This is a genomic window from Aurantimonas sp. A2-1-M11, from assembly GCF_036549475.1.
Classification (GTDB): Bacteria; Pseudomonadota; Alphaproteobacteria; order Rhizobiales; family Rhizobiaceae; genus Aurantimonas.
Genome location: NZ_JAZHLI010000026.1, coordinates 38587 through 61446 on the forward strand (window position 1 = coordinate 38587; position 22860 = coordinate 61446).

The window sequence follows — 22860 nt, forward strand, 5'->3', positions numbered from 1 at the left end:
GCTCTCCCGAAGGTCGGAGCATGCCACGCACAGCAGTCTGGATCGAAAGCTTTAAGGGCAACCTAAGCGTGATCCGCGATTACGCCTGGCTGCTCAGCGGCTCGGCAGGCCGGCTGGTCCTGTCGCTGGCCTATTTCGTCAGCGTCGCCAACGGACTGTCGGTGGGCGATTTCGGCCTGTTCGCCACCGCCTCGGCGACCGGCATCGTGTTGTCGCGCATCGGCGGCTTCGGCTTCGTGTCGCCCCTCTACCGTGTCGCGACCGTGCGCCAGCGACTGGTCGGCACCTACACGGCCGGCCTTCTCGTGGCCTTTGTCCTGTCGCTGCCCGTCGTCGTCATCGCCGCGGGCGGTTTCTATGCGGCGTTCTTCGAGGGCGAGATGGGGATTGCCGCCTTCGCCGCCGTGGTGACGGCCGAAATCGTCTTCTGGCGCGCCCTGGAAGTGGTGGTGATCGTCAACAACGGCCTCGGGCGCTTCGGGCGGGCCGCCAGCATCGTCATCGCCGGCTCCGCGATCCGCGCCATCGCCGCGGTCGGGTTCGTCGTTCTGGGCAGCGGCATGCTGCTGGAGTGGTCCCTCGCCTATCTGGCGGCCAACGGCGTCGCGGCTCTTGTCGCCATCATCGGGTTCTATCCGCGCCAGCGGCTGCGGTTCCGCCCGGCGCTCTATCTGGCGCGCTGGCGCGACAGCCTCTCGGTCGCCGGTGCCGAGATCATCTTCTATCTCCAGTCCGAGCTCGACAAGCTTCTGGTCCTGTCGCTGGGCGGGCCGCAGATGGCCGGCATCTACGCCATCCTGATGCGGTTGATCGACCTGACGGCCCTGCCGATCCGTTCGGCCAACACGATGATCGTGCAGAAGCTGATGCGCACGCCGGGCTGGATCTCCGACTGGAAGATGCGTTGGGGCCTCGAAGCGGCCGTCGCGGTCGTCTCGGTCGCAGGCCTTGCCGTCCTCGGTGGCATCCTCCACGTCTTCCCGAACGCGCTCGGCCGCAATGTCGCCGACGCCGCGCCGCTCGTTCTCGTCGCGCTGTTCGTTCCGGCCTTCCGGAACCTGGTCGAATACGAAAGCGAACTGCTCTACGCGCGCGGCAGGACCGGCCTGCGTGCGCTGATCCTGGCCATTGTCGGCCTGATCAAGGCGGGGCTGTTGGTCGTGCTTCTGCGCGCCGCGCCGGACACCACCAGCTGGATCCTCGGCCTCAACGGCCTGTTCCTGGTCCTGTGGATCGTCTCCGCGTCCTCGACCTATGCCGCCTTGGACTGGTCGCAGCCGCAGCGGCGGGTTTCGCGCCGCTGGCTCAGGACAGCCCCACAGCCCGGCGAATGAGCGCCGGGTCCGTCCCAGTGAAGGACTGGATGCCCGCTGCCACCTGATGCGGTTCGAGTCCGCGCGAAAAATCGGCCAGCGCCGCGGCATTCAGCGCCGCGCCGTCCCAGTACATGTGGCAGAGCTCGAGCGCGCTGCGCGCATGGCGGTCCGGACGGTTCTCCACCTCGTCGACGAAGCGACCGTACAGTATGCACTCGGAGAGCGCCCGGCGACGCACCAGCGTGCTCATCCAGGATCGGCCGGAGACGGCCTCGATCCGCTTCTGCATGTCGCGCACCGTATCGGACCGCCAGGCGATCAGCGTGGCGATATAGCCGGCGTCGGAGATCGCCGGCGTTTCGATGCCCAGCATCTGTCCGGCCCGAAGCGACCAGGCGCCTTGCTCGCTGCGCGCCGGCTCCGGCAGATGCGCGATCGCGTTCGGCCGGCTGTAGAAATTGACCGCACCGGTCCTGTGGAACCAGGCGAGATCGAAGGCGCGCAGGAAGACGACGTCGGAATCGACCGACACGACGACGGTCTCGTCGAGCGCGGCGGCGATGGCGAGGCGGCGCAGCTGCTGGACGTGCCAGCCCCGCAGTGGTGGCCCCTTGGGCGTCAGCCAGATGCGGCGGCGGCCGAGAGAGATCGGATCGGGAAACGGCCGCAGCCAGCGCGGCAGCAGGTCGCGCTCGTCAACGATCTCGCGCTTGGGGCCGGCCAGTTGCCGGAACAGGGCCATGTCGGCGCCTTCGACCATGATCAGATGGCGGGTATGGCCACTGACGCGCTGGTCCATGCTCTCGCACAAGAGGCGGCAGCGTTCGAAATCGCCGCGATAGCTCGACGTCACAATGGCCGACTGCAAGGTCATCGTCTCCGTCTCCTGGGCCCGCGCCACATCAGCCCACCGGATGATGCGGCAGGAACCTGTCGCGCAGGATCCCCAGGAGAAAGGCGGGATTGCCGAGAATGTAGCGGCGCCAAAGCCGTGCGGGCTCCAGCGCCAGGCGCCAGACCCATTCCATGCGCAGCCGCCGGATCATCTTCGGCGCGCGCGAGACGTTGCCGGCGCAGAAATCGAACAGCGCGCCGACCCCAACGAAAAGGCGGCCATGGCGGAAATCCAGCGCCCGGGCGATGAAGATCTCCTGCGCCGGCACCCCCATCGCCACTAGCACGATGTCGGCCCTGGCCCGTTCCAGCGCGGCCAGGATGCCGGGTTGCGCGGCCGCGTCGAAATAGCCGTCGGAGACGGCGGTATAGTCATGGCGCGGCGCGATCTCCCGGAACCGGGCGCCCGCGCGCTCCGCCACGCCCGGCGCGCCGCCGATCAGCGCCACGCGGCAGGGGCGCTCCAGCGCCGCCAGGAGCCGCGGCACGAAGTCCGTGCCGTTCAGATTCTCGCGAAAGCGCGCGCCATACAGAAGCTGCGCCGCGAGATCGACGCCGATGCCGTCCGGCAGGACCAGGCACTCCTGCAGCGCCTGTCGATATGACGCGTTCCGGCGCACCAGATTGACGCAATGGGCGTTGAGGAAGGCTAGGCGCGTGGGCGCGCCACCGGCCGACAGCTCGGCCTCGAGCCGGCGGATCGCCGCGTCCCCCGTCAGGTCGGCGACCGCAATTCCGGCGATCCGGCGCTCCACGGTCTCGGCCGCAGGGGAGTCAGAGTCGGACAATTGCTGGCCGCCGTCCATCAGACGGCTTCCCGGCCAGCCAGCGCCGCGCGATCGCCGTCGGCGGCTGGCACTGGCCGCTGCGCCTCGCCGTCAACCCGGGCGGCGGACCGTTTCAGGAGATCCAGACCGGCGGCGATGCCGGCGTCGAGCGCCGCCGTCTGCGATCGCACGAATTCGGCCCCGTCCATGCGCATGGCGCGGCCCTCGCGCTCGGCCGTCACCAGTTCCACCAGCCGGTCGGCGAAGGCCTGCGGGTCCTCGGCGATCCAGACATTGGCGGGCACGGCGCCGACCCCGCGCAGCGCCTGGGGCGTTGCCACGGCAGGCATGCCTTCCTCGAAGGCCTCGATGGTCTTGAGCTGGATGCCGGTGCCGCCCTTGGTAGCCAGGGCCAGCACCCGCGACGCGCCGACAAAGGCCTGGGCATCTGGCACCCGGCCGAGGAAGGACACATTGTCCGGCAGTCGCGGCGGCGTTCCGTCGAAGCTGCCGGCAATCGCCACGCGAATGTCTGCTGGAAGAAGCGGCACCACGGTCGCGACGAACCAGTCCAGCCCGACGCGGTTGGGCGCCCAGCTCCAGGTTCCGATCAGGCCGACATCCTGCGCCCGGACGCCGTCGTCGGGCCGGGGCGTGCGGCCCGTCGTCAGGGTCAGCGACCGGCAGCGGGCGGTGTCGCCGAGCCCGAGGGCGGCGCGGTCCTCGTCGCTGAGCGTGTGGATCACCGCCGCGTCGCGGCAGATCCGGGTCTCGATACGGCGCAGCAGGGCGGCTTCGCGGGCATAGAGCGCCCGCCTATGCAGCCCGCTGGCGTTGCGGGCGTTCTCCCAGGCCGAGCGATGCTCGACATTGTGGGCAATGAAGATCGCCGGCTTGTCGCGCGCCAGGAACGGATAGGCCGCCGGCATCTGGACCGAGCTCAGCACATAGCCGTCGACCGGCCCGGCCTCGGCCAGCCGCTGCCGCAATGCTTCGCGCGACAGCCCGGCGACCTTTGCCGCCGAGACCGGCAGGTTCCGAAGCGTCGCCGCAGCCACCCAGCCGAGCTTGCGCGACATCGACGCCCCAGCATTCTCGATCGCGATCTCGCCGAGGCAGATCTCGTCGTCGGCCGGTTGCCGGCTGCCGGGACGGCGAAAACCGGCAAAGCTCAGCCGAACGCCCTGCCGGCGATAGGACTCGGCGATCGCGTGATTGGCGATCTCGAATCCCGTCGACGGGCGACCGTCCGGCAGGAGCGAGGAGAGGAACAGGAGATGCATCCGACAGACCGATGGCGTGCGCGGCAAGGATGGCAATGCTGGCACGGAAGGATTGAAAGAGTCTCAACCCGCCGGCCCAAAGCCCCCACGCACGGTCCGACAACGGACGAGGCGCCGCTCCGGCGGGCGCCCTTGCGGCGAAATCGATCCTTTCTTCACCTTTCTCTGGTCCAATCGGTGCGAAATGCCGACAATCGCCAGAGCGAGACCGATGACCGACGCCATCACCATCGCATGTGAAACGCCCGGCCTCGACGGTGACGGGTTTGCGATCGTCGTCACGCTGCCGACGTTCCGCCGGCCGGACCATCTGCTGAAGACGCTGGACTCGCTCACCGCGCAGCGGACCGCGCAGCCGTTTGCCGTGATCGTCATGGAGAACGACGCCGAGGGGCAGGCCGGCCTGAATGCCGCGCGGCACCGCTTTGGAGACGGCGGCCTGAACGGGCTGATCCTGATCGCCCATGAACGCGGCAATTGCGCCGCCTACAATGCCGGCTGGCAGACCGCCCTGACGCGCTTTCCGGCAATGCGGCATCTTCTGGTGATCGACGACGACGAGATCGCCGACCCGGACTGGATCGACAATCTGGTGGCGACGTCCGAGCGGCTGGATGCCGACATCGTCGGCGGCCCGCAGGTGCCGGTCTTCGAGGACGGCGCCAGCCGCCGCTATGCGCGGCACCCGGTCTTCACCCCGCATTACAGCGACACGGGCTCCGTCCCGATCCTCTATTCCTCGGGCAATGTCGCCATCCGCCGCGCGGTGCTGGAGGCGATCGGCGCGCCCTTCCTCGACACGGGCTTCAACTTCATCGGCGGCGGCGACAGCGATTTCTACGCGCGCTGCCGGCAGCAGGGGTTCCGCTTCGGCTGGTGCGCCGAGGCGCCGGTCTTCGAGACCACGCCGGCGCGCCGCACGGAATTTTCCTGGCTGAACGCCCGCGGGCTGCGCAATGGCGCCATATCCTCGATCATCGAACGCCGGCAGCAAGGTGGTCGCCGCAGCGGGCTGCGCCGCTTCGCCAAGAGCGCCGCGCTGCTGGCGGCCTCGCCGCTGCGCTCGGCCGGTCTGGCGGTGCGCACTCGCTCGCCGATGATCGGGCTCTACCACATGCAGGTGGCCGTCGGCCGGCTGATGGCGGAATGCGGATGGGTGAATGAGCAATATCGCCGTCCCGAACAGAACTGACGCCCGCTCCCTGGGCGACGCGGAATGGTGGACGGATCTCGTCCGGCTGATGCTGGGCGCCGGCATCCTGACGGCGCTGCTGGTCACCGTCACGCCGTTTGCCGTCACCTTCGAAGGCGACCAGAATGCCGGCAACCTGGCGAACCAGCTCGGCTATGCCTCGCTGGCGCTCGTCGTCTTCGCCGGGCACTTCCTGCTGACCGACCGCACCACGCTTCTGGCACTGATGCGCCCGGCCTGGATGATGATGGCCGTCTGGCTGCTCGGTAGCGCCCTGTGGGCCGCACAGCCGGAAAATGCGCTGCGCGGTGCCGTCTTCACGCTTCTGGCCATGGCGGCCGTCAGCGGCGTCCTCTGCTTTCCCAAGGACGTGCGCGCCTTCCGCACGGCACTCACACTCGCCATGCTGGCGGTGCTGGCCCTGTCCTATCTCGGAGTCATCGCCCTGCCCGGCCTCGCTATCCACGACGGCTCCGGCTCCGAACCACAGCATGCGGGGCTGTGGCGCGGCGCCTATTCCCACAAGAATGTCGCCGGCGCCGTCTTCGCCGTGGTCTTCTTCTGCGGCGTCTATCTGTTCCGGGCGGGCAATCGCTGGACCGGCTTCGCCATTGCCGTGCTGGCGGCCCTGTTCGTCGTCAAGACCGGCTCCAAGACGTCCATCATCCTCCTGCCCGTTGTCGCCGCCATCGTCGTATTCGGCGCGATCGCCGGTCGCCGCCTCCTGGTCGCGGGCATCGCGGTCACGCTGACGCTGATGGCGCTCCTGACCCTCGGCACGGTGCTGTCGCCGACGCTGGACAACATTGTCCAGACCGTCGTTCCGGGCACCACCTTCACCGGACGCATGGATCTGTGGCGTTTCGCGCTCGAGGTCTTCGACGGCCACGAATGGACCGGCTTCGGCCTCAACGCCTTCTGGCAGACCCAGGTCGTCTTTGGAACGGAGCGTAATTTCGAGCTGTCCTGGGATCCACGCGGCATCGCCAACGCCCATAACGGTTATCTCGACGTCGCCATCTCGATGGGCCTGCCCGGTCTCGCGCTGGCGATCCTCGTCCTGGTTATCCTGCCTCTGCGGGATTTCGTGCACATCGGGCGGGACCGCGAGAGCGAACGCCTGGGGCAGATGTTCCTGATGATCCTGGCCTATCTTCTGCTGAACTCGTTCCTGGAAAGCTTCCTGTTCGATCGCGCCAATCCGATCTGGATGGCGGTCTGCTTCGCGGTCATCGGCCTGCGCCTGTTGTCGCGCCGCCCGGTCAGGGTATAGCGCCGGTCGCTGCCGTTGCGGTGGCGCGCCCTGCGCCCTAGGTTCCGCGCTGCCCAACACGGAAAGAACCTGCATGATGGACCGCCTGCGCCTACTCGCCGTCGACTCCGACGATCTGGCGATCATGTCAGCCTATTGTCAGGATGCTGTCGTCAAGCCGACGGACTGCCAGCACCGGCCCGCCGCCGGCCAGTTCATCATGGAGATGAACCGCTTCGTCTGGGAGACCGCGCAAGGCGTCTCGCGCTTCCGCCTGTTCCGCAAGGCCGAATACGAGCGTCGGCGCTCCGTGCTGCATTTCGACCGGGTGACCGCGGTCAAGCACACCGGCATCGAGCCGGGTTCCGACGATGTGCTGGTGCTGCTGGCCATTCGCTTCACCGCGACGGATGCACCCTCGGGGATCGTCGAGCTTGTCTTCGCCGGCGGCTCCGCGATAAGGCTGACCGTCGAGGTGATCGAGGCGCAGCTCGCCGATATCGGCGGCTCCTGGAGCACCGATTCGAAGCCGGACCACAGCCGGCCCGATCGGATCAGCTGACGCCCGAGCGGCGCGCACCGCATTGCGGGGCATGCGGGATCGGCGGCGGCAGCCGACGACTATGACGGAAGGGGTTCGCAGAGTGCCGTCGAGGCTCAATACCGACGACGCCGGTTTCGAGGCGGAGTTTCGTGCCCTGCTTGGCGCCAAGCGCGAGCAGGCGGACGATGTCGATGCCGCCGTCCGCCAGATCATCGCCCGCGTGCGCGAGGAGGGCGACGCGGCCCTGATCGAACTGACGCGGCAGCTGGACGGGCTCGACCTGACGCCGGCCGTGCTTCGGGTCGGGCAGGACGAGATCGACGCCGCCCATGCGGCCACGCCCCCCGAGACCCTCGCCGCGCTTACGATGGCGCATGATCGCATCTCCAGCCACCACGCCCGCCAAATGCCGGCCGACGACCGCTATGTCGACGCGATCGGCGTCGAACTCGGCAGCCGCTGGACGGCGGTGGATTCGGTCGGGCTCTACGTTCCGGGCGGCCAGGCAAGCTATCCGTCCTCTGTCCTGATGAATGCGGTGCCGGCCAGGGTCGCCGGCGTCGAGCGCATCGCCATGACCGTGCCGGCCATGCGCGGCGTCCTGAACCCGCTGGTGCTCGCGGCCGCGAAGATCTGCGGCGTCGACGAGATCTACCGGCTCGGCGGCGCCCAGGCGGTCGCGGCCTTCGCCTATGGCACCGAGACGATCGCACCCGTGGCCAAGATCGTCGGCCCCGGCAACGCCTATGTGGCTGCCGCCAAGCGGCAGGTGTTCGGCACCGTCGGCATCGACATGATTGCCGGTCCGTCCGAAATCCTGATCATTTCCGATGGCCAGAACGATCCCGACTGGATCGCCGCCGATCTTCTCAGCCAGGCCGAGCACGACGCGGCCGCCCAGTCGATCCTGATCACCGACGATGCCGGCTTCGCCGATGCGGTCGAGGCCGCCGTCGAGCGGCAGCTGAAAACCCTGTCGCGGGCCGCCACGGCTGCGGCGAGCTGGCGCGACCATGGCGCCATCATCCTCGTCGCGTCCCTCGACGAGGCGCCGTCCCTGTCCGACCGCATTGCACCGGAGCATCTGGAGATCGCCGTCGACGATCCGGAGGCGATGTTCGCCAGGCTGCGCCATGCCGGCGCCGTCTTCCTCGGCCGGCACACGCCGGAGGTGATCGGCGACTATGTCGGCGGCTCCAACCACGTCCTGCCGACCGCCCGCTCGGCACGGTTCTCGTCGGGCCTGTCGGTGCTCGATTTCGTCAAGCGCACCTCCATCCTCAGGCTGGGACCCGACCAGCTGCGCCAGCTGGGTCCGGCCGCGATCCAACTCGCCCGGGTCGAGGGCCTCGACGCCCATGGCCGGTCGGTCGCGATCCGGCTGAACCTTTGAGGGCGGCATGAGCGACGCGGACGGCACAGGCGACGGCCACCTGATCGACGTCGAGCTCGACGACACGATCGGGCGGGCGACGCCCGACGTCGAGCACGAGCGCGCGGTGGCGATCTTCGACCTGATCGAGGAGAACGTCTTCAACCCGGTCGGCGCGCCGAAGGGCGGGCGCTTCAAGCTGAAGCTGTCCCTGGCCGACAAGCGGCTGGTCTTCGACATCCGGGACGAGGACGATGCACCGCTGGTCGCCCACATCCTGTCGCTGACGCCCTTCCGGCGTGTGATCAAGGACTACTTCCTGATCTGCGACAGCTATTACGAGGCTATCCGCTCGGCCACGCCCCAGCATATCGAGGCAATCGACATGGGCCGTCGCGGGATCCACAATGACGGGTCGCAGACCCTGATGGAGCGGCTGAAGGGCAAGATCGAGGTCGATCTGGACACGGCGCGGCGGCTGTTCACCCTGATCTGCGTCCTCCACTGGCGGAGTTGATCCCTGCCATGGCGCGGCGAGCGACGGCATCCGGGCATGGTCAGGTCGGCGGACTTGCGTGCCCCCTCTCCCCGATGAGGGAGATCGGCAGATGAGCCAGGCGGACGACACCGACGACAAGCGCCGCATCTCGTCGGTGCTTTTCGTCTGCGGCATGAACGCTATTCGCTCGCCCATGGCCGAGGCCCTGGCGCGCTCGCTGCTGCCGCAATCGGTCTATGTGGCGTCCGCCGGCGTTCGCGACGGCCGGCGCGATCCGTTCGTCGACAACGTCCTCGCCGAAAAGGGGCTCAGTCTCGGCGATCGCCGGCCGCAGCGGCTGGAGGATCTGGAGGACAGCTATTTCGACCTGATCGTCACCATGGCGCCGGAAGCCCACCACGCCGTCCTCGACGCGACCGGCACGGCCTCGGTGGACGTCGAATTCTGGCCGATGCCCGATCCGTCCGTGGCGACCGGCAGCCGCGAGCAGATCCTGGATGCCTACCGCGCGGTCTGCACCCGGATCGAGGACCACATCCGCAAGCGTCTCCTGCCCGGCAGGGACAGCGCGGCGGGGACGGCGAGTTGAGCAGCCAGCACTGCCGCCGAGACGGTGCAGACTAGCCCTACTCGGCCAGTGCGGCGATCTCGGCCTTCAGCTCGTCGAGCCCGACGCCCTTTTCCGACGAGGTCGACAGGATGCGCGGAAAGGCCGCCGGGTGGCGCTTGATGCCGAGCGCCGTCGCCTCGACCAGCTTCGGCACGCCTGTCACCTTGATCTTGTCGGTCTTGGTCAGCACGATCTGGTAGGAGACGGCGGCCTTGTCGAGCAGGCCCATCACCTCCTCGTCGTTCTTCTTGATGCCGTGCCGTGCGTCGATGAGCAGGAACACCCGCTTCAGGCTGGCGCGGCCGCGCAGATACGAGAAGACCAGCCGCGTCCAGGCGTCCACATGCTCCTTGGGCGCCTTGGCATAGCCGTAGCCCGGCATGTCCACCACCGCGATCGGCGGCAGCTCGGCGGTCTCGCCGCCATAGCCGTCCGGCACGAAGAAATTCAGCTCCTGGGTACGGCCCGGCGTGTTCGAGGTCCGCGCCAGGCCTTTCTGGCTGAGCAGTGCGTTGATCAGCGACGACTTGCCGACATTCGAGCGGCCCGCAAAGGCGATCTCCGGCGGCCCCTCGGGCGGCAGGAACTTCATCGCCGGCACGCCGCGCACGAAGACCCATGGCTGCGCGAAGAAATGCGCGGCAGCGGGCGGCGGCGGCATGTTGGCCTCGGCGTCGTCGGTCATGTCCTGGTCCATGGTCATTCAGCCTTTTCCAGCGCGCCTATGTCGTCGCCGCGGATCAGCGCGAGATTGCGACTGATTCTTTCGACCGGCCAGTCCCACCATGCGATGGCCAGCAATCGCCGGACGCTCGCTTCGTCGTAGCGCTGGCGGATCAGCCGCGCCGGATTGCCCCCGACCACCCCATAGGAGGGCACGTCGCGGGTCACCACCGCATGGGCCGCCACGATGGCGCCATCGCCGATCGTGACACCCGGCATGATGGTGGCCTTTTCGCCGATCCACACGTCGTTGCCGATCCGCGTGTCACCCTTGACCGCATCGAGGACGGTGCGGGCGTCGAAGCCCGCCTCCCAGCCATGGCCGAAGATCTGGAACGGATAGGTCGAGATCCCGCCCATCGCGTGGTTGGCGCCGTTCATCACGAAGGACACGCCGCGGGCAATGGCACAGAACCGCCCGATCACCAGCCGGTCCCCGATGAAGGGATAGAGATGGCCGACGCAGGCCTCGACGAAATGCTCGGGTCCGTCCGGGTCGTCGTAATAGGTGTAGTCGCCGATCTCGATCTGGGGATGGTCGACCAGCGGCTTCAGGAAACCGACGCGCGGCTGCCCGGCCATCGGATGCGGGTCGTGCGGATCGGGTCCGTGCATGATCCGTCCTCGCGGCTCGGCGCCGTTGGCGGCATGTTCACGCACGGGCGGTCCGGAACCCGCGCCGCACGTGATGCATGCTCAGCCCTCGGAGGGCTTTTCCTTTCGTCGGAACATGCCTCGCATGTTGTCCCACAGCTCGATCTTGGTGCCGTTGCGCTTCATGATCACCGACTGCTGGATCACCGACAGGAAGTTGTTCCAGGTCCAGTAGATCACCAGGCCGGCCGGGAACGAGGCGAGCATGAAGGTGAAGATCACCGGCATCCAGGTGAAGATCATCTGCTGCGTGGGATCCGGCGGCGTCGGATTGAGCTGCATCTGGATGAACATCGTGATGCCCATCAGGATCGGCCACACGCCGACGATCAGCAGGCTCGGCAGGTCCATCGGGATCAGCCCGAACAGGTTGAAGATGCTGGTCGGATCCGGCGCGGCCAGATCCTGGATCCAGCCGAAGAACGGTGCATGACGCATCTCGATCGTCACATACAGCACCTTGTAGAGCGCGAAGAACACGGGGATCTGGATCAGGATCGGCCAGCAGCCTGCCGCCGGATTGATCTTCTCCTCCTTGTAGATCCGCATCATCTCCTGTTGCTGCTTCTGCTTGTCGTCCTTGAAGCGCTCGCGCATCTCGACAATCTTCGGCTGCATGTTCTTCATGCGTGCCATCGACTTGTACGACTTGTTGGCCAGCGGGAAGAAGATAAGCTTCAGGCCCACGGTGACCGCCAGGATCGCCACGCCGAAATTGCCGATGACGCTGTAGAGCCAATCAAGGGCGTGGAACATCGGCCGGGTGATGAAATAGAACCAGCCCCAGTCGATCAGCTGTCCGAACTGGCGGATCTCGTAGAGCTCTTCATAGCTGTCGATGTCGCTGACCACCTTGGCGCCGGCGAAGGTGCGCGAGACGTTGGTCACGGTCGCACCCGGCGCCACGGTCAGCGGGTCGGCGACATATTCGGTCTGATAGTGCGGGCGGCCGTCCGTCATGTAGAGGAAGCGCGACTCGAAGGGGCGGCCGGCTTCCGGCACCAGCGTCGTCGCCCAGTACTTGTCGGTGATGCCGAGCCAGCCGCTGGAGGCCTTCGGCGGCGTGTAGCGCAGGTCGTCCTCGATCGTCGAGAACTTGACCTCTGAGAGGCCGTCGTCGCCGAAGACGCCGATCAGCCCCTCGAAGAGCACGAAGACCGATGCGACCTCCGGCTTGGAATAGCGCGTCACCCGACCGTAGGACGACAATGTCAGCGGCGTCGCCGCGTCGTTGCGGATCGTGTCCTCGACGGTGAACATGAACCGGTCGTCGACCAAGATCTGCCGCTCGAATGTGACGCCCGCGCCATTCGTCGTGGTCAGCGTGACGGGACTGTCCGGGGTCAGCGTCTGGTTGCCCGAGGCCTCCCAGACCGTGCTCGGCCCCGGCAGGTCGCCGGCATCGCGGCCCAGATAGCCGAACTCGGCGAAATAGCCCGACGGCAGCCGCTCGGGGGAAAGCAGGACGATGGTCGGCGACTCGTCGTCGACCGTCTCGTGGTAGTTCTTGAGGCGCAGATCGTCGAGACGCGCGCCGGCCAGGTTGATCGAACCCGACAGGGCCGGCGTGTCGATGGCGATGCGATCGCCGGCCGCCAGGGCCTGTTCGCGGGTCTCGGCCGTCGCCGGCATCGCGCTCTGCCCCGACACGACGCTTTCGCGGCCGGCCGGTGCCGCGACATTGTCCTGCGGCGTTCCGGCGGGAGTCTGCGGGGTCTGCAGCACGCCGCCGTCCTGGGGCGCAGCCGTCTGGGCCGCTTCATTCGCGAGGCGCTGGGCCTCCATCCGCGGGCTGACCACCAGGAACTGCCACCCGACCAGCACCCCGATCGACAGGATCATGGCGATCAGGAAGTTGCGGTTGTTTTGCATCAGTCAGACCCCGATGGACGCTTCGACGGGCGCCGTTCCGTTATGGCCGTGTCACGCTGCGGCCGCTTCATCCTGGCCACCCGGCGGGACAACTCGTCCTTGAGTTCCGCGAAGGGCAAGGCCAGGACATCGCGGCGCGCGACGACCACATAGTCGATCCCCGACGCCATGTCAGCCTTCGCATGCAGGCGAATCGCTTCGCGCAGCCGTCGCCGGATCCGGTTGCGGACCACGGCGTTGCCGACCTTCTTGGTCACCGTCAGACCAAGTCGGGGCGGACCGTCGTCGCCGCGGTCCAGAGCCTCTATGAAGAAAGCCGGGCCGTTCAGGCGGCGGCCCCGGCGCGCGGCGAGAAATTCCGCGCGCTTGGTCATCCTGCCGACAGCCTTGGGCATCTCGCCGGGCCGCGACAGGCTCACCTCTGATGTCAGGCCGACAGCCGCTTGCGGCCACGTGCGCGACGGGCGGCAATGACCTTCTGGCCACCCTTGGTAGCCATACGCGAACGGAAACCGTGGCGGCGTTTGCGGACGAGCCGGGACGGCTGATAAGTGCGCTTCATCGTTTCACCCCCGCACCTGGTGGCACGGGCCCTTCATGTGTTCCGGAAACTGGGTTCGCGGTACCGAGCGCTGCACGCAACTATCCGTCGCGCGGAACGCCGCCCGCTCGTGTGCGGGGTTATAGGAAGGATAGGCGGGAAAAGTCAATCACCGAGGCGGCGAACTTTGGCACGCGCCATCGCCGGCGCCCTGCTCAACAGGGCGTGATCACGGCCACGTCTGCGTCATCGCCCTTCCGGTTTGCCACGACCCGCGCGATGTTGCAGGGCTTGTCGCAGCGACGCGTGGCGGCCGGAGCCGCGCCAGCAGGTGAATCGGACGATCCATGAAAACGCAAGCCAGCGCGAGAACCCGGCCCCAGCTCGCCCGCTACCTCCCCGTGGCGGTGATCGTGGTCGGCCTGATCCTCGCCTATATGTTCAGGCTGCACACCTACCTTTCCCTCGACGTCTTTCTCGACAGCCGCGAGCGCCTGCGCAACTTTGTCTCCCTGCATGTCGTGCTCGCCTCGCTCGGCTTCGTCACGCTCTATGCCGTGCTTGTCGCCTTCGCCTTTCCAGCCGCCGCGATCGTGACCATCGCCGGCGGCTTCCTGTTCGGCTGGCTTCTCGGCGGTGTCCTGGCCGTCATCGGCGCGACGATCGGCGCGACGGCGATCTTCCTCGCCGCACGCCATGCGTTCGGCGACCTGCTGCGGCGGCGCGCGGGCGGCGCCATCCGGCGCTTCGCCGACGGCTTTCGCGACGACGCATTCGCCTATCTGCTCGTGCTCAGGCTGACGCCGGTCCTGCCTTTCCTGGCGGTCAATGTCGCGCCGGCCTTCTTCGAGGTGTCGCTGCGGACCTATGTCGCCGCCACCTTTCTCGGCATCATACCCGGCGCGATGGTCTATGCCTTTCTGGGCAGCGGCCTGAACCAGGCCCTGGCCAATGTCGCCAGCGGCGAGGTCGAGATCGCAAACCTGGTGACCACCGAAATGACCATCGGCCTTGCGGGACTGGCAGCGCTCGCCATCCTCGGGCTGATCCTGAAGAAGACCTTCTTTCGCCGGCCCACGCCGGCACCGCTGGACGGGGGCGAAGGAGACTGAATGGCTGAGATCCTGACCCCCGACATCTGCGTCATCGGCGCGGGCTCCGGCGGCCTGACGACGGCGGCTGCGGCCGCTGCCTTCGGCGTACCCGTGGTGCTCGTCGAACGCGGCAAGATGGGCGGCGACTGCCTGAACTATGGCTGCGTTCCGTCCAAGGCGCTGATCGCAGCCGGCAAGCATGCCAGCGTCATCCGCGAGGCCCCGGCCTTCGGCATCTCGGCCGGCGACCCGGTCGTCGATTTTTCGGCGGTCAAGGATCATGTCGCGGCGGTGATCGCCGCCATCGCCCCCAATGATTCGGTGGAGCGCTTCGAGAGCCTCAGCGTCACCGTGATCAGGGCCGACGCGACCTTCGTCGATCCCCGCACCGTCTCGGCCGGCGGCCAGTTGATCCGGCCACGCCGTTTCGTCATCGCGACCGGCTCATCGGCCCTCGTTCCCCCCATCGACGGCATCGCCGAGACGCCGTATCTGACCAACGAGACGATCTTCGCCCTGCGCGAGCGGCCGGACCACCTCCTGATCGTCGGCGCCGGCCCGATCGGCATGGAAATGGCCCAGGCCCATCGCCGGCTCGGCTCGCAGGTCACGGTCGTCGAGGGCAGCAAGGCGCTCGGCCGGGACGATCCCGAACTCACCGCCATCGCCATCGCCGCCCTGCGCCGGGATGGCGTGACGCTTCTGGAGGATACGAAGGTGGTGCGCGCCGAGAGGCACGAGGGCGGTGTGCGTCTGACCATAGACCCCGCTGACGGCGAGCCGCGGACGCTGGAAGGCAGCCATCTCCTGCTGGCGGTCGGACGCTCAGCCAATGTCGACGGGCTGGGGCTGGAGGCGGCCGGCATCGAGCATGACCCGCGCGGTATCAAGGTCGGCGCGGATCTGCGCACCAGCAACTGCCGCGCCTACGCCATCGGTGACATCGCCGGTGGGCCGCAATTCACCCATGTGGCCAATTACCATGCCGGCCTCGTAATCCGGGCGCTGCTCTTTCGTCTGCCGGTCCGCACGGACCACGACAGGTTGCCGCATGTCACCTTCACCGATCCCGAGATCGGCCAGGTCGGGCTGACGGAGGCCGAGGCGACGGCGCGCGGCATCAAGGTCGAGATCCTGCGCTGGCCCTATGCCGAAAACGACCGGGCCCAGACCGAGCGCCGGACCGAGGGACTCCTGAAACTCGTCATCGGGCGCCGCGGCAAGATCCTCGGCGCCGGCGTGGTGGGAGTCCAGGCCGGGGAGATCACCAACCTGCTGTCCGTGGCGGTTGGTCGCGGCCTCACGGTCGCCGCTCTGCGTGACTTCGTCTCGCCCTACCCCACCTTGTCGGAAATTGGCAAACGGGCGGCCACCGCCTACTATCAGCCCTATACGCGGCGACCGCTGGTTCGCCGCGCCGTCGCCTTCCTGCGTCGGTTCGGCTGACCGGATCGGTTGCCGCTCCGGCCACCGGACGACCGGAGCGGCGACCGACCTGCAGCGAAAGGACAGACCGCGACGTGCCGCCGACGGAGAAGAGCCCCCAGGATGGCGCCACGCCTCGCGTGCCGACCGTGCGGCAACGCATTTCCAACCGCCTGCTGATCATCACCATGCTGGCCGTCATGCTGGCGGAAGTGCTGATCTTCGTGCCCTCGATCGCCAATTTCCGCGAGGAATGGCTGTCGGCCCGGGTCGCCTCCGTGGCGGTCGCGGGCCTGGCCTCGCGCGGACGCGACGGCGGGGAAGAGGCTGCCGCCCTGTCCCCGGACGAGGCGGCAAAGCTCCTGCGCGCGCTGGACGCCATGCTGGTGGCCATCATCGAAGGCGACGCGTCCCGGCTGATCGCCCGGGACGACCGGCTGGAAACCGTCGACCTGCAGATCGATCTCGCCGACCGCAACCCGGTCACCATGGTCACCGGCGCCTTCGACACGCTGCTCTTCGGCGGCAACCGCACCATGCGGATCTCGGGCCCCGTCGGCGACGGATCCATGATGGCCGAGATGGTGATGTCGGAAGCGCCGCTGCGCCGCGCCATGCTGGTCTATTCCCGCAACATCCTTCTCCTTTCGCTGGCCATCGCCAGCTTTGCGGCATTGCTCGTATATGCCGCCATCAGCGCCTATCTGGTCCGTCCGATCCAGGCGATGACCCATGCGATGGTGAGATTTGCCGAACAGCCGTCCGATCCGGGCCGGATCATCCGTCCGAGCGGGCGCGACGACGAGATCGGCGTCGCCGAGGCCGAGCTGGCCGACGTGCAGTCCCGCCTCGCCGAGACCCTGCGCGAACAGCGGCACCTGGCCGATCTCGGCCTCGCCGTGTCCAAGATCAACCACGATCTGCGCAACATCCTGGCTTCGGCGCAGATGATCTCCGATCGTCTGGCGACCGTGAACGACCCGCGGGTACAGCGCGTCGCGCCGATGCTGCTGCGCAGCCTCGACCGCGCACTGAACTACACCCAGTCGGTGCTCTCCTATGGCCGCGCCGTCGAGACGGTTCCGGTGAAGCGCCGGATCCGGCTGAAGCAGCTGGTCGACGACGTCTTCCAGATGCTGACCATCGCGCCCGGGTCGCCGATCGAGATCGTCAATGCGGTCGATCCCGCCATGGAGGTCGATGCCGATCTCGACCAGTTGCACCGGGTGCTCCTGAATCTCTGCCGCAACGCCGCCCAGGCGCTGGAGACCGAGGAGGACGACCTGCCGTCGCTGGTCCGGCGCATCACCGTGTCCGCCGCGACGGGGTCGGCCAAGGACGTCGTGATCGCGGTCGACGATACCGGGCCGGGCCTGCCCACGCGCGCCCGGGAAAATCTCTTCCGCGCCTTCAAGGGTTCCTCGCGCACGGGAGGCACCGGCCTCGGCCTGGCCATTGCCGCGGAGATTGTGGAAGCCCATGGCGGCACGATTCGCCTGGCCGAGACCAATGCCTCGGGAACGCGATTCGAGATCCGCCTCCCCGGCAGCAGCCCCGCGACCCGCCATGCGTCCGCCCTCGAACCGGCGCCGCCTGCGCACGAACCGGCAGCGCGGGAATCCGAGCCCGCCGAACGCTGAGGCCGCAGGTCTGCGCCCGCCGCCCGCCCAGGCAGGCCATCCCCGACGCCGCGAAGCGTTCCGAAAAAAGCCTTCCCGCACGACTTGCATTCGCCCGATCGAGGGGGTACGAACCCCGTCACGAGAGGGCGGCAGACGCGGCCCCTGTCGGATGCGCCCGTAGCTCAGCTGGATAGAGCACCAGACTACGAATCTGGGGGTCAGAGGTTCGAATCCTTTCGGGCGCACCAACTAAATGTCTGAAACTGCTATAACTTCTGATCACAGCGCGGGACACTCCTGCCGGCGTGGTCACTTTATGGTCACCGCAATCGCGGCTTGAGCCGCTTCAGATTGCCACGATCTGCGAAAATTCGCTCTTGACGATTCGCTCCTTCCGATCCTCTGCCGACGAAGGTTCCGGCTACATGCTGATCGGCCACGTCGCGGCGGGGTGTTTGCTTCGGCGGTCCGGCGAGCGAGCGGGAAAACTGGCCGAACGCCTTGAAGCGACGGAGAAGGCCAATGAAGCCTGTCGATCTGGCTACGAACTGAAGAACTTCAAATCGAGACCGGCGACTACAACGCACGTCGATCCTGAGCGGAAGGGTTGTTTCCCCTTCAAGGCCATGAACCCAGCACCGTGGTGATCGAGCGACCTTGCTGACCGCGCTGCGCGATTCACAGGCCCTCGCCTGGTCGCGCATGACAGCGTAATCGCTCACCATTTCCGCGATCAGCGATCCCTCCGGCAGCAGGGCCAGTTCCTCGGCTGCCCGAGCCTGGAACTCGCGGCTATACTCGAAGGCCGGCGGACACGCCCCTGGCCCGTTGCTGTCAGAACCGACTCATCCCCAGCGAGGCTATGGCGCCGGCTCTGCGCAGCGTGCCCTCGACGAAGCCCCGGGTTCCGGGCGACACCCCGTTCTCGACGAGTTCAAACAACCGCTCGTCCTTCACGCTAACAGAGTGATGGGTGACGTCACCCGACACAAAGCCAGCTTCCCAGGTCGCCATGTCAAAAAGCACGTCGATGATGCCAGTGCGCTTGACGGTGGGGGGCTTGGTCACGATGCCAATCAAGGTCAGCTTGTTCACTGATCCGGACAGCGCCTTGGCCGTCGCCCGCCTGACGTTGACGTCCAGCTCTCGCCGCTCCTCCGGCGACAAGCCGCGGCCGCTCGAGGGGCCGCGTTTCCGAGGCCCGTCCTCCCCGCGGGAAAACGCCTCGTGCCCGACTTGTCGGCGATCCTCGACCTCGGCCGGACGGTCATGGATGGAGCGGCGGTTCTTGATCGTGTCGCGTGACAGGCGTGCTCTCAGCCTTGGTGAAAGATCACGATAGACAAACATTCCGACGAACAGCGCATAGACAACCGCCACCGCAGAAGCCTCAGTGTGATACTTGGGGGAATAATCGGACCGCAGGTGGACGAGCATGCCGTTAAAGCGACCGTAAAATCGCTGTCGTAGCCCTGCCGTTTCATCGCAGGTATCATTATCGCGCCAATCGACGCGGTATCCGCAGTAGCCGATCCCGAGATGCCTCGTGCCATAGGACTTGCTGTCGCCAATTGTCTTGCGCACACCGTCAGCCCGAACATCACATTTCTATCGGCGGGGCAGCAGCGGACTTGACGCGGCGGATCGGGATTGAACTTTCGATGTTTGCCACGCCGGGCACCTTCGTCAACTGCCCCGTCAGGAAGGACTCGAAGCTGCCCAGGCTCGTCGTGACGACGCGGAGCAGGTAGTCGCGGTTGCCGGTCATGAGCCAGCAATCCATGACCTCGGGAAACCCCCGAATGGCGGATTCGAACCGTGCCAGCGCGTCGTCCACCTGCTTGTCGAGTTGCACCGAAACGAAAACCGTCACGTTGAACCCCAGGGCTGCTTCGTCGATCCGCGCCGAGTAGCCGGTGATGATCCCGCGCTCTTCCAGACGGTGCAGCCGGCGAGACACCGGTGTCGGGCTGAGTCCCACTCGCTCGCTCAACTCTAGGACGGACATTCGGCCATCCGCCGCGAGCGTACGAAGGATCTGGACATCGAAACGGTCAAGTTGAGCTATTTTCACTACGTCTGCCCGTGAGGCCGCGTTATTTCTTCCACTGATAGGCCAATCCTGGCGCGATCCGCAATCAATCGCTGCGGTTTCGCCGCTATAGGTACTCGTGCTGTGGAAGGAGCGTGAAATGACAGTTCTGCATCTGAAGACGATCGAGCAACGCCTCCTTTGGCTATCGCACTGGATGATCCACCACGCCAATCACGTCCGGCCAAAGGTGGACGGGATCAAGGTCGGCGGTCACCAGGCCTCCTCGGCCTCTATGGTCTCGATCCTGACGGCGCTCTATTTCTCGGCGCTTCGGCCGGAAGATCGGGTCGCGGTAAAGCCGCACGCCTCGCCGGTCTTCCACGCGATGCAGTATCTGATGGGTAATCAGACCCGCGACAAGCTGGAGGCCTTTCGCGGCTTCGGTGGCGCGCAGAGCTATCCCAGTCGGACCAAGGACACCGACGACGTCGATTTCTCCACGGGCTCGGTCGGGCTGGGCGTCGCTATTACCAGCTTTGCGTCCATCGTCCAGGATTACGTCCAGGCGAAGAACTGGGCCGCCGACAGGCCGCTCGGGCGCATGGTGGCACTTGTCGGCGATGCCGAACTCGACGAGGGGAATGTCTACGAGGCTTTGCAGGAAGGCTGGAAGAACGACCTGCGTAATTGCTGGTGGATCATCGACTACAACCGGCAATCCCTCGACGGGATCGTCCGCGAGGGGCTCTTCGAAAGGATCGAAAAGATCTTCGCGGTCTTCGGCTGGAATGTCGTCCGGGTGAAGTACGGGGCTCTGCAGCGCTCGGCCTTCGAGGAACCGGGCGGCACCAAGCTTCGCGACTGGATCGACGCCTGCTCGAACCAGGAGTATGCGGCTCTAACCTTCATGGGCGGCGCGGTCTGGCGCAAGCGGCTGATGAACGATCTCGGCGATCAGGGGGACGTCTCGGCCCTGATCGACCGGCGGAACGACCGGGAACTCGCCGATCTCATGGAAAACCTCGGCGGCAATTGCGTCACCACCATGGCCGAGACATTCGCCGCGGTCCGCGACGATAGCCCGACCTGCTTCCTTGCCTACACGATCAAAGGGTGGGGCACCCCCATCGCCGGTCACAAGGACAATCACGGCGGGCTGATGACCAAGACCCAGTTCGCCCAATGGCAGGAGCATATGGGCGTGCCGGCAGGTTCTGAATGGGAGCGGCTCGCGACCGTCAAGGATGCGCCCGCGCTTGAAGCCTTCCTGCGCGATGTCTCGTTCTTTGCCGAAGGGCGCCGACGTTTCGACGGCGCCAAGATCACTGTGCCGCGCGTCGCGCCCCCAGGCGATCGGACGATCTCGTCTCAGATGGCTTTCGGCAAGATACTCGACGAGATCGGCAAGGGTAGCAGCGATCTGGCTCAACGCATCGTCACCATGTCTCCGGACGTGACCGGCACCACCAGCCTTGGCGCCTGGGTCAACCGACGCAAGCTCTTCGCGCGAGCCGACCAGGCGGATGCGTTCATCAAGCACAAGATCCCCTCGACGGCGAAATGGGAATTCGCGCCGGAGGGCCAGCATATCGAGCTCGGCATAGCGGAAATGAACCTTTTCCTTCTGCTCGGCGCGGCGGGCCTCTCTCATTCACTGCTCGGTGAAAGGTTGATCCCGATTGGCACGGTCTACGATCCGTTCGTCAATCGCGGCTTGGATGCACTTAATTACGCCTGCTATCAGGATGCGCGCTTCATGATTTTCGGTACACCTTCGGGCGTCACGCTCGCGCCCGAAGGTGGCGCGCATCAATCGATCGGCACGCCGCTGATCGGCATGAGCCAGGATGGGCTGTCGGCCTTTGAACCGGCGTTTGCCGACGAACTCGCGGTCATCATGGAATGGGCTTTCGAGTATCTTCAGCGCGACGGCAAGGATGATCTCGACGAGCGAACATGGCTGCGCGACGAGACCGGCGGTTCAGTCTATCTGCGCCTGTCCACGAACCCAGTTGGACAACCGGGGACCCGCGCCGACGACGCGTTCCGGCAGGGTACCATCGACGGGGCCTACTGGCTCAAGACCCCGGGACCGAACGCGGAAGTCGTGATCGCCTATCAAGGGGCGGTCGCACCTGAAGCCATACAAGCCGCGGGGATGCTTGGCGAAGGGCGCCGTGACATTGGCGTTCTGGCTGTCACGTCCGCCGATCGCCTGAACGCCGGCTGGCTCGCGGCGCAGCGGGTTCGCTCCCGCGGCAATAAACGCGCGATCGCTCATGTGGAGCAACTGTTCGCGGCACTGCCGCGTGAATGCCGGCTCCTCACCGTCATCGACGGGCATCCCCTGACACTGTCCTGGCTCGGATCGGTTGCCGGGCACAAGACGATCCCGCTTGGTGTCGAACATTTCGGCCAGACCGGCACGATCGGGGACCTCTATGCGCATTTCGGGATCGATTCTCACTCGATTGTCCGAGCCGTAGGAGAACTAACCGCCGGTAAGGCGATCTGACCCGACATTCGCGGAGCCGCTTTGGTTGACTAAACTCGAGCAAACCCATGACGACCGGGAGGTGCCGGGATTTGATATAAGTTTTAACACCGACGTTCGGCAGGAGGTCGCTTACGAGGGCGAAACGGACGAGAATCTATCGACGTAAATCTGTCGGATGGGCGACGCCGGCTAGCACTACTTTGTCACTTTCACTTGGTTTCGTCAGGAGTCTATTGCAGTGTGGGCACCGCAACGGTGCAGGTGGCGGCGAGCGAGCGAAGTGGTCAAGTATGGCTTGCCTTATGGCGGGCAGGCTCGGCTGCGGTGGCGGCCCTGAGATTCTTTTTTCCCGCTGCTGTCAGACGGCGGGACTAGAGGAAAGCGCAGGCGATCATCGTTATCAGAGCGTGTCGGTGCAGAACGGCGGCGGCTCTACGACTGCTTGAACCGATAGCTGTAGCCGTTCATCGTCAGGATTTGGATCCGTTAGTTCAAGGAGGTGAAAGGCGTCAATCTGGGTACGGCGGGCGCCACAACGCGGCCCGCGCGGCGCCTGCGTCAGTCGCGCTTGAAGACGACACGGCCGAACCAGCCCATGAAGATCGCCAGTCCCACTGCGAACAGGCCGTAGAGAAACCCGTAGTTGCGGGCGAACTTGTCGACGACGG

Annotated in this window: 23 protein-coding genes and 1 tRNA gene; 13 read left to right on the forward strand and 11 right to left on the reverse strand. The window is 66.5% G+C overall.

All coding sequences use genetic code 11. The features are described 5' to 3' along the window. Positions 1-20: 20 nt before the first annotated feature. Entirely contained in the window at positions 21-1334 is a 1314-nt protein-coding gene (locus tag VQ042_RS13440) for a lipopolysaccharide biosynthesis protein (RefSeq protein WP_331820050.1), read from the forward strand. Here the strand turns inward: VQ042_RS13440 and VQ042_RS13445 are convergent. Genes VQ042_RS13445 through VQ042_RS13455 form a run of 3 tightly spaced genes read right to left on the reverse strand, consistent with a single transcriptional unit; the run spans position 1306 to position 4260 of the window. Continuing rightward, positions 1306-2190 (reverse strand): DUF6492 family protein, encoded by an 885-nt coding sequence (locus tag VQ042_RS13445; protein WP_331820051.1) that lies wholly within the window; start codon positions 2188-2190, stop codon positions 1306-1308. The genes VQ042_RS13440 and VQ042_RS13445 overlap by 29 nt on opposite strands. Positions 2191-2218: 28 nt before the next feature. Further along, the gene (locus VQ042_RS13450) at positions 2219-3016 is read right to left on the reverse strand and encodes a WecB/TagA/CpsF family glycosyltransferase (protein ID WP_331820053.1); all 798 of its coding nucleotides are present in this window, start codon (positions 3014-3016) and stop codon (positions 2219-2221) included. Beyond that, complete coding sequence (locus VQ042_RS13455) at positions 3016-4260, reverse strand: glycosyltransferase (protein ID WP_331820055.1); 1245 nt, start codon at positions 4258-4260, stop codon at positions 3016-3018. Before VQ042_RS13455 ends, VQ042_RS13450 begins: the two co-directional genes overlap by 1 nt. A gap of 184 nt (positions 4261-4444) precedes the next feature. Between VQ042_RS13455 and VQ042_RS13460 the strand changes: the two genes are divergently transcribed. The 6 genes from VQ042_RS13460 (at position 4445) to VQ042_RS13485 (ending at position 9708) form a co-directional block, all read left to right on the forward strand. Beyond that, positions 4445-5452 (forward strand): glycosyltransferase family 2 protein, encoded by a 1008-nt coding sequence (locus VQ042_RS13460; protein ID WP_442880082.1) that lies wholly within the window; start codon positions 4445-4447, stop codon positions 5450-5452. Then, on the forward strand, positions 5421-6725 hold the full coding sequence (locus VQ042_RS13465) for an O-antigen ligase family protein (protein ID WP_331820059.1): 1305 nt from the start codon (positions 5421-5423) through the stop codon (positions 6723-6725). Before VQ042_RS13460 ends, VQ042_RS13465 begins: the two co-directional genes overlap by 32 nt. 73 nt (positions 6726-6798) lie before the next feature. After that, complete coding sequence (locus VQ042_RS13470) at positions 6799-7266, forward strand: DUF2948 family protein (RefSeq protein WP_442880083.1); 468 nt, start codon at positions 6799-6801, stop codon at positions 7264-7266. Positions 7267-7327: 61 nt separating this feature from the next. After that, entirely contained in the window at positions 7328-8641 is a 1314-nt protein-coding gene (gene hisD / locus VQ042_RS13475) for a histidinol dehydrogenase (RefSeq protein ID WP_331820061.1), read from the forward strand. A 7-nt stretch (positions 8642-8648) separates the two neighbouring features. Continuing rightward, positions 8649-9137: a UPF0262 family protein gene (locus tag VQ042_RS13480; RefSeq protein WP_331820063.1), complete on the forward strand. Its 489-nt coding sequence runs from the start codon at positions 8649-8651 to the stop codon at positions 9135-9137. 91 nt (positions 9138-9228) lie between these two features. Continuing rightward, positions 9229-9708 carry an arsenate-mycothiol transferase ArsC gene (locus VQ042_RS13485; protein WP_331820065.1) on the forward strand — a complete coding sequence of 160 codons (480 nt, stop codon included), beginning with the start codon at positions 9229-9231 and terminating at the stop codon, positions 9706-9708. Between the two features lie 37 nt (positions 9709-9745). Here the strand turns inward: VQ042_RS13485 and yihA are convergent, their stop codons facing one another. From yihA to rpmH, 5 genes are all read right to left on the reverse strand, one after another. Next, positions 9746-10390, reverse strand: a complete 645-nt coding sequence (gene yihA, locus VQ042_RS13490; protein WP_331820097.1) for a ribosome biogenesis GTP-binding protein YihA/YsxC — start codon at positions 10388-10390, stop codon at positions 9746-9748. Between the two features lie 38 nt (positions 10391-10428). Beyond that, positions 10429-11067, reverse strand: a complete 639-nt coding sequence (locus VQ042_RS13495) for a CatB-related O-acetyltransferase (protein WP_331820099.1) — start codon at positions 11065-11067, stop codon at positions 10429-10431. Positions 11068-11148: 81 nt separating this feature from the next. Further along, the gene (gene yidC / locus VQ042_RS13500; RefSeq protein ID WP_331820067.1) at positions 11149-12978 is read right to left on the reverse strand and encodes a membrane protein insertase YidC; all 1830 of its coding nucleotides are present in this window, start codon (positions 12976-12978) and stop codon (positions 11149-11151) included. After that, positions 12978-13352: a ribonuclease P protein component gene (gene rnpA, locus VQ042_RS13505; RefSeq protein ID WP_442880084.1), complete on the reverse strand. Its 375-nt coding sequence runs from the start codon at positions 13350-13352 to the stop codon at positions 12978-12980. Before rnpA ends, yidC begins: the two co-directional genes overlap by 1 nt. 53 nt (positions 13353-13405) lie before the next feature. Next, positions 13406-13540, reverse strand: a complete 135-nt coding sequence (gene rpmH, locus VQ042_RS13510; protein WP_024349338.1) for a 50S ribosomal protein L34 — start codon at positions 13538-13540, stop codon at positions 13406-13408. A 326-nt stretch (positions 13541-13866) separates the two neighbouring features. Between rpmH and VQ042_RS13515 the strand changes: the two genes are divergently transcribed. From VQ042_RS13515 to VQ042_RS13535, 5 genes are all read left to right on the forward strand, one after another. Next, a complete protein-coding gene (locus tag VQ042_RS13515; RefSeq protein ID WP_331820075.1) occupies positions 13867-14631 on the forward strand; it encodes a TVP38/TMEM64 family protein in 765 nt (254 codons plus the stop codon). Further along, on the forward strand, positions 14632-16059 hold the full coding sequence (locus VQ042_RS13520) for a dihydrolipoyl dehydrogenase family protein (RefSeq protein ID WP_331820077.1): 1428 nt from the start codon (positions 14632-14634) through the stop codon (positions 16057-16059). Between the two features lie 74 nt (positions 16060-16133). Next, positions 16134-17678, forward strand: a complete 1545-nt coding sequence (locus VQ042_RS13525; protein ID WP_331820079.1) for a sensor histidine kinase — start codon at positions 16134-16136, stop codon at positions 17676-17678. Between the two features lie 153 nt (positions 17679-17831). Next, a tRNA-Arg gene (locus VQ042_RS13530) sits at positions 17832-17908 on the forward strand. Between the two features lie 129 nt (positions 17909-18037). Next, positions 18038-18307, forward strand: a complete 270-nt coding sequence (locus VQ042_RS13535; RefSeq protein ID WP_331820081.1) for a hypothetical protein — start codon at positions 18038-18040, stop codon at positions 18305-18307. 669 nt (positions 18308-18976) lie between these two features. On the opposite strand, the gene VQ042_RS13545 is transcribed toward VQ042_RS13535, so the two are convergent. Continuing rightward, complete coding sequence (locus tag VQ042_RS13545; protein WP_331820085.1) at positions 18977-19261, reverse strand: TRAP transporter large permease subunit; 285 nt, start codon at positions 19259-19261, stop codon at positions 18977-18979. Beyond that, positions 19261-19734: an Lrp/AsnC family transcriptional regulator gene (locus tag VQ042_RS13550; RefSeq protein ID WP_331820087.1), complete on the reverse strand. Its 474-nt coding sequence runs from the start codon at positions 19732-19734 to the stop codon at positions 19261-19263. Before VQ042_RS13550 ends, VQ042_RS13545 begins: the two co-directional genes overlap by 1 nt. Before the next feature lie 118 nt (positions 19735-19852). On the opposite strand from VQ042_RS13550, the gene VQ042_RS13555 reads away from it, so the two are divergent. Further along, entirely contained in the window at positions 19853-22210 is a 2358-nt protein-coding gene (locus VQ042_RS13555; protein ID WP_331820089.1) for a 1-deoxy-D-xylulose-5-phosphate synthase N-terminal domain-containing protein, read from the forward strand. 540 nt (positions 22211-22750) lie between these two features. Here VQ042_RS13555 and VQ042_RS13560 read toward each other — a convergent pair. Then, positions 22751-22860 (reverse strand): TIGR02186 family protein (locus tag VQ042_RS13560; RefSeq protein WP_331815843.1); only part of this gene is annotated, 110 nt, incomplete at its 5' end.

Coding starts and splice junctions, on each gene's coding strand:
- VQ042_RS13555 (WP_331820089.1), top strand. CDS start 19,853: ATGACAGTTCTGCATCTGAAGACGATCGAGCAACGCCTCCTTTGGCTA.
- VQ042_RS13470 (WP_442880083.1), top strand. CDS start 6,799: ATGATGGACCGCCTGCGCCTACTCGCCGTCGACTCCGACGATCTGGCG.
- yidC (WP_331820067.1), bottom strand. CDS start 12,978: ATGCAAAACAACCGCAACTTCCTGATCGCCATGATCCTGTCGATCGGG.
- hisD (WP_331820061.1), top strand. CDS start 7,328: ATGACGGAAGGGGTTCGCAGAGTGCCGTCGAGGCTCAATACCGACGAC.
- yihA (WP_331820097.1), bottom strand. CDS start 10,390: ATGCCGCCGCCGCCCGCTGCCGCGCATTTCTTCGCGCAGCCATGGGTC.
- VQ042_RS13480 (WP_331820063.1), top strand. CDS start 8,649: ATGAGCGACGCGGACGGCACAGGCGACGGCCACCTGATCGACGTCGAG.
- rnpA (WP_442880084.1), bottom strand. CDS start 13,352: ATGACCAAGCGCGCGGAATTTCTCGCCGCGCGCCGGGGCCGCCGCCTG.
- VQ042_RS13445 (WP_331820051.1), bottom strand. CDS start 2,190: ATGACCTTGCAGTCGGCCATTGTGACGTCGAGCTATCGCGGCGATTTC.
- VQ042_RS13465 (WP_331820059.1), top strand. CDS start 5,421: ATGAGCAATATCGCCGTCCCGAACAGAACTGACGCCCGCTCCCTGGGC.
- rpmH (WP_024349338.1), bottom strand. CDS start 13,540: ATGAAGCGCACTTATCAGCCGTCCCGGCTCGTCCGCAAACGCCGCCAC.
- VQ042_RS13455 (WP_331820055.1), bottom strand. CDS start 4,260: ATGCATCTCCTGTTCCTCTCCTCGCTCCTGCCGGACGGTCGCCCGTCG.
- VQ042_RS13460 (WP_442880082.1), top strand. CDS start 4,445: ATGCCGACAATCGCCAGAGCGAGACCGATGACCGACGCCATCACCATC.
- VQ042_RS13485 (WP_331820065.1), top strand. CDS start 9,229: ATGAGCCAGGCGGACGACACCGACGACAAGCGCCGCATCTCGTCGGTG.
- VQ042_RS13520 (WP_331820077.1), top strand. CDS start 14,632: ATGGCTGAGATCCTGACCCCCGACATCTGCGTCATCGGCGCGGGCTCC.
- VQ042_RS13515 (WP_331820075.1), top strand. CDS start 13,867: ATGAAAACGCAAGCCAGCGCGAGAACCCGGCCCCAGCTCGCCCGCTAC.
- VQ042_RS13450 (WP_331820053.1), bottom strand. CDS start 3,016: ATGGACGGCGGCCAGCAATTGTCCGACTCTGACTCCCCTGCGGCCGAG.
- VQ042_RS13545 (WP_331820085.1), bottom strand. CDS start 19,261: ATGTTCGGGCTGACGGTGTGCGCAAGACAATTGGCGACAGCAAGTCCT.
- VQ042_RS13495 (WP_331820099.1), bottom strand. CDS start 11,067: ATGCACGGACCCGATCCGCACGACCCGCATCCGATGGCCGGGCAGCCG.
- VQ042_RS13440 (WP_331820050.1), top strand. CDS start 21: ATGCCACGCACAGCAGTCTGGATCGAAAGCTTTAAGGGCAACCTAAGC.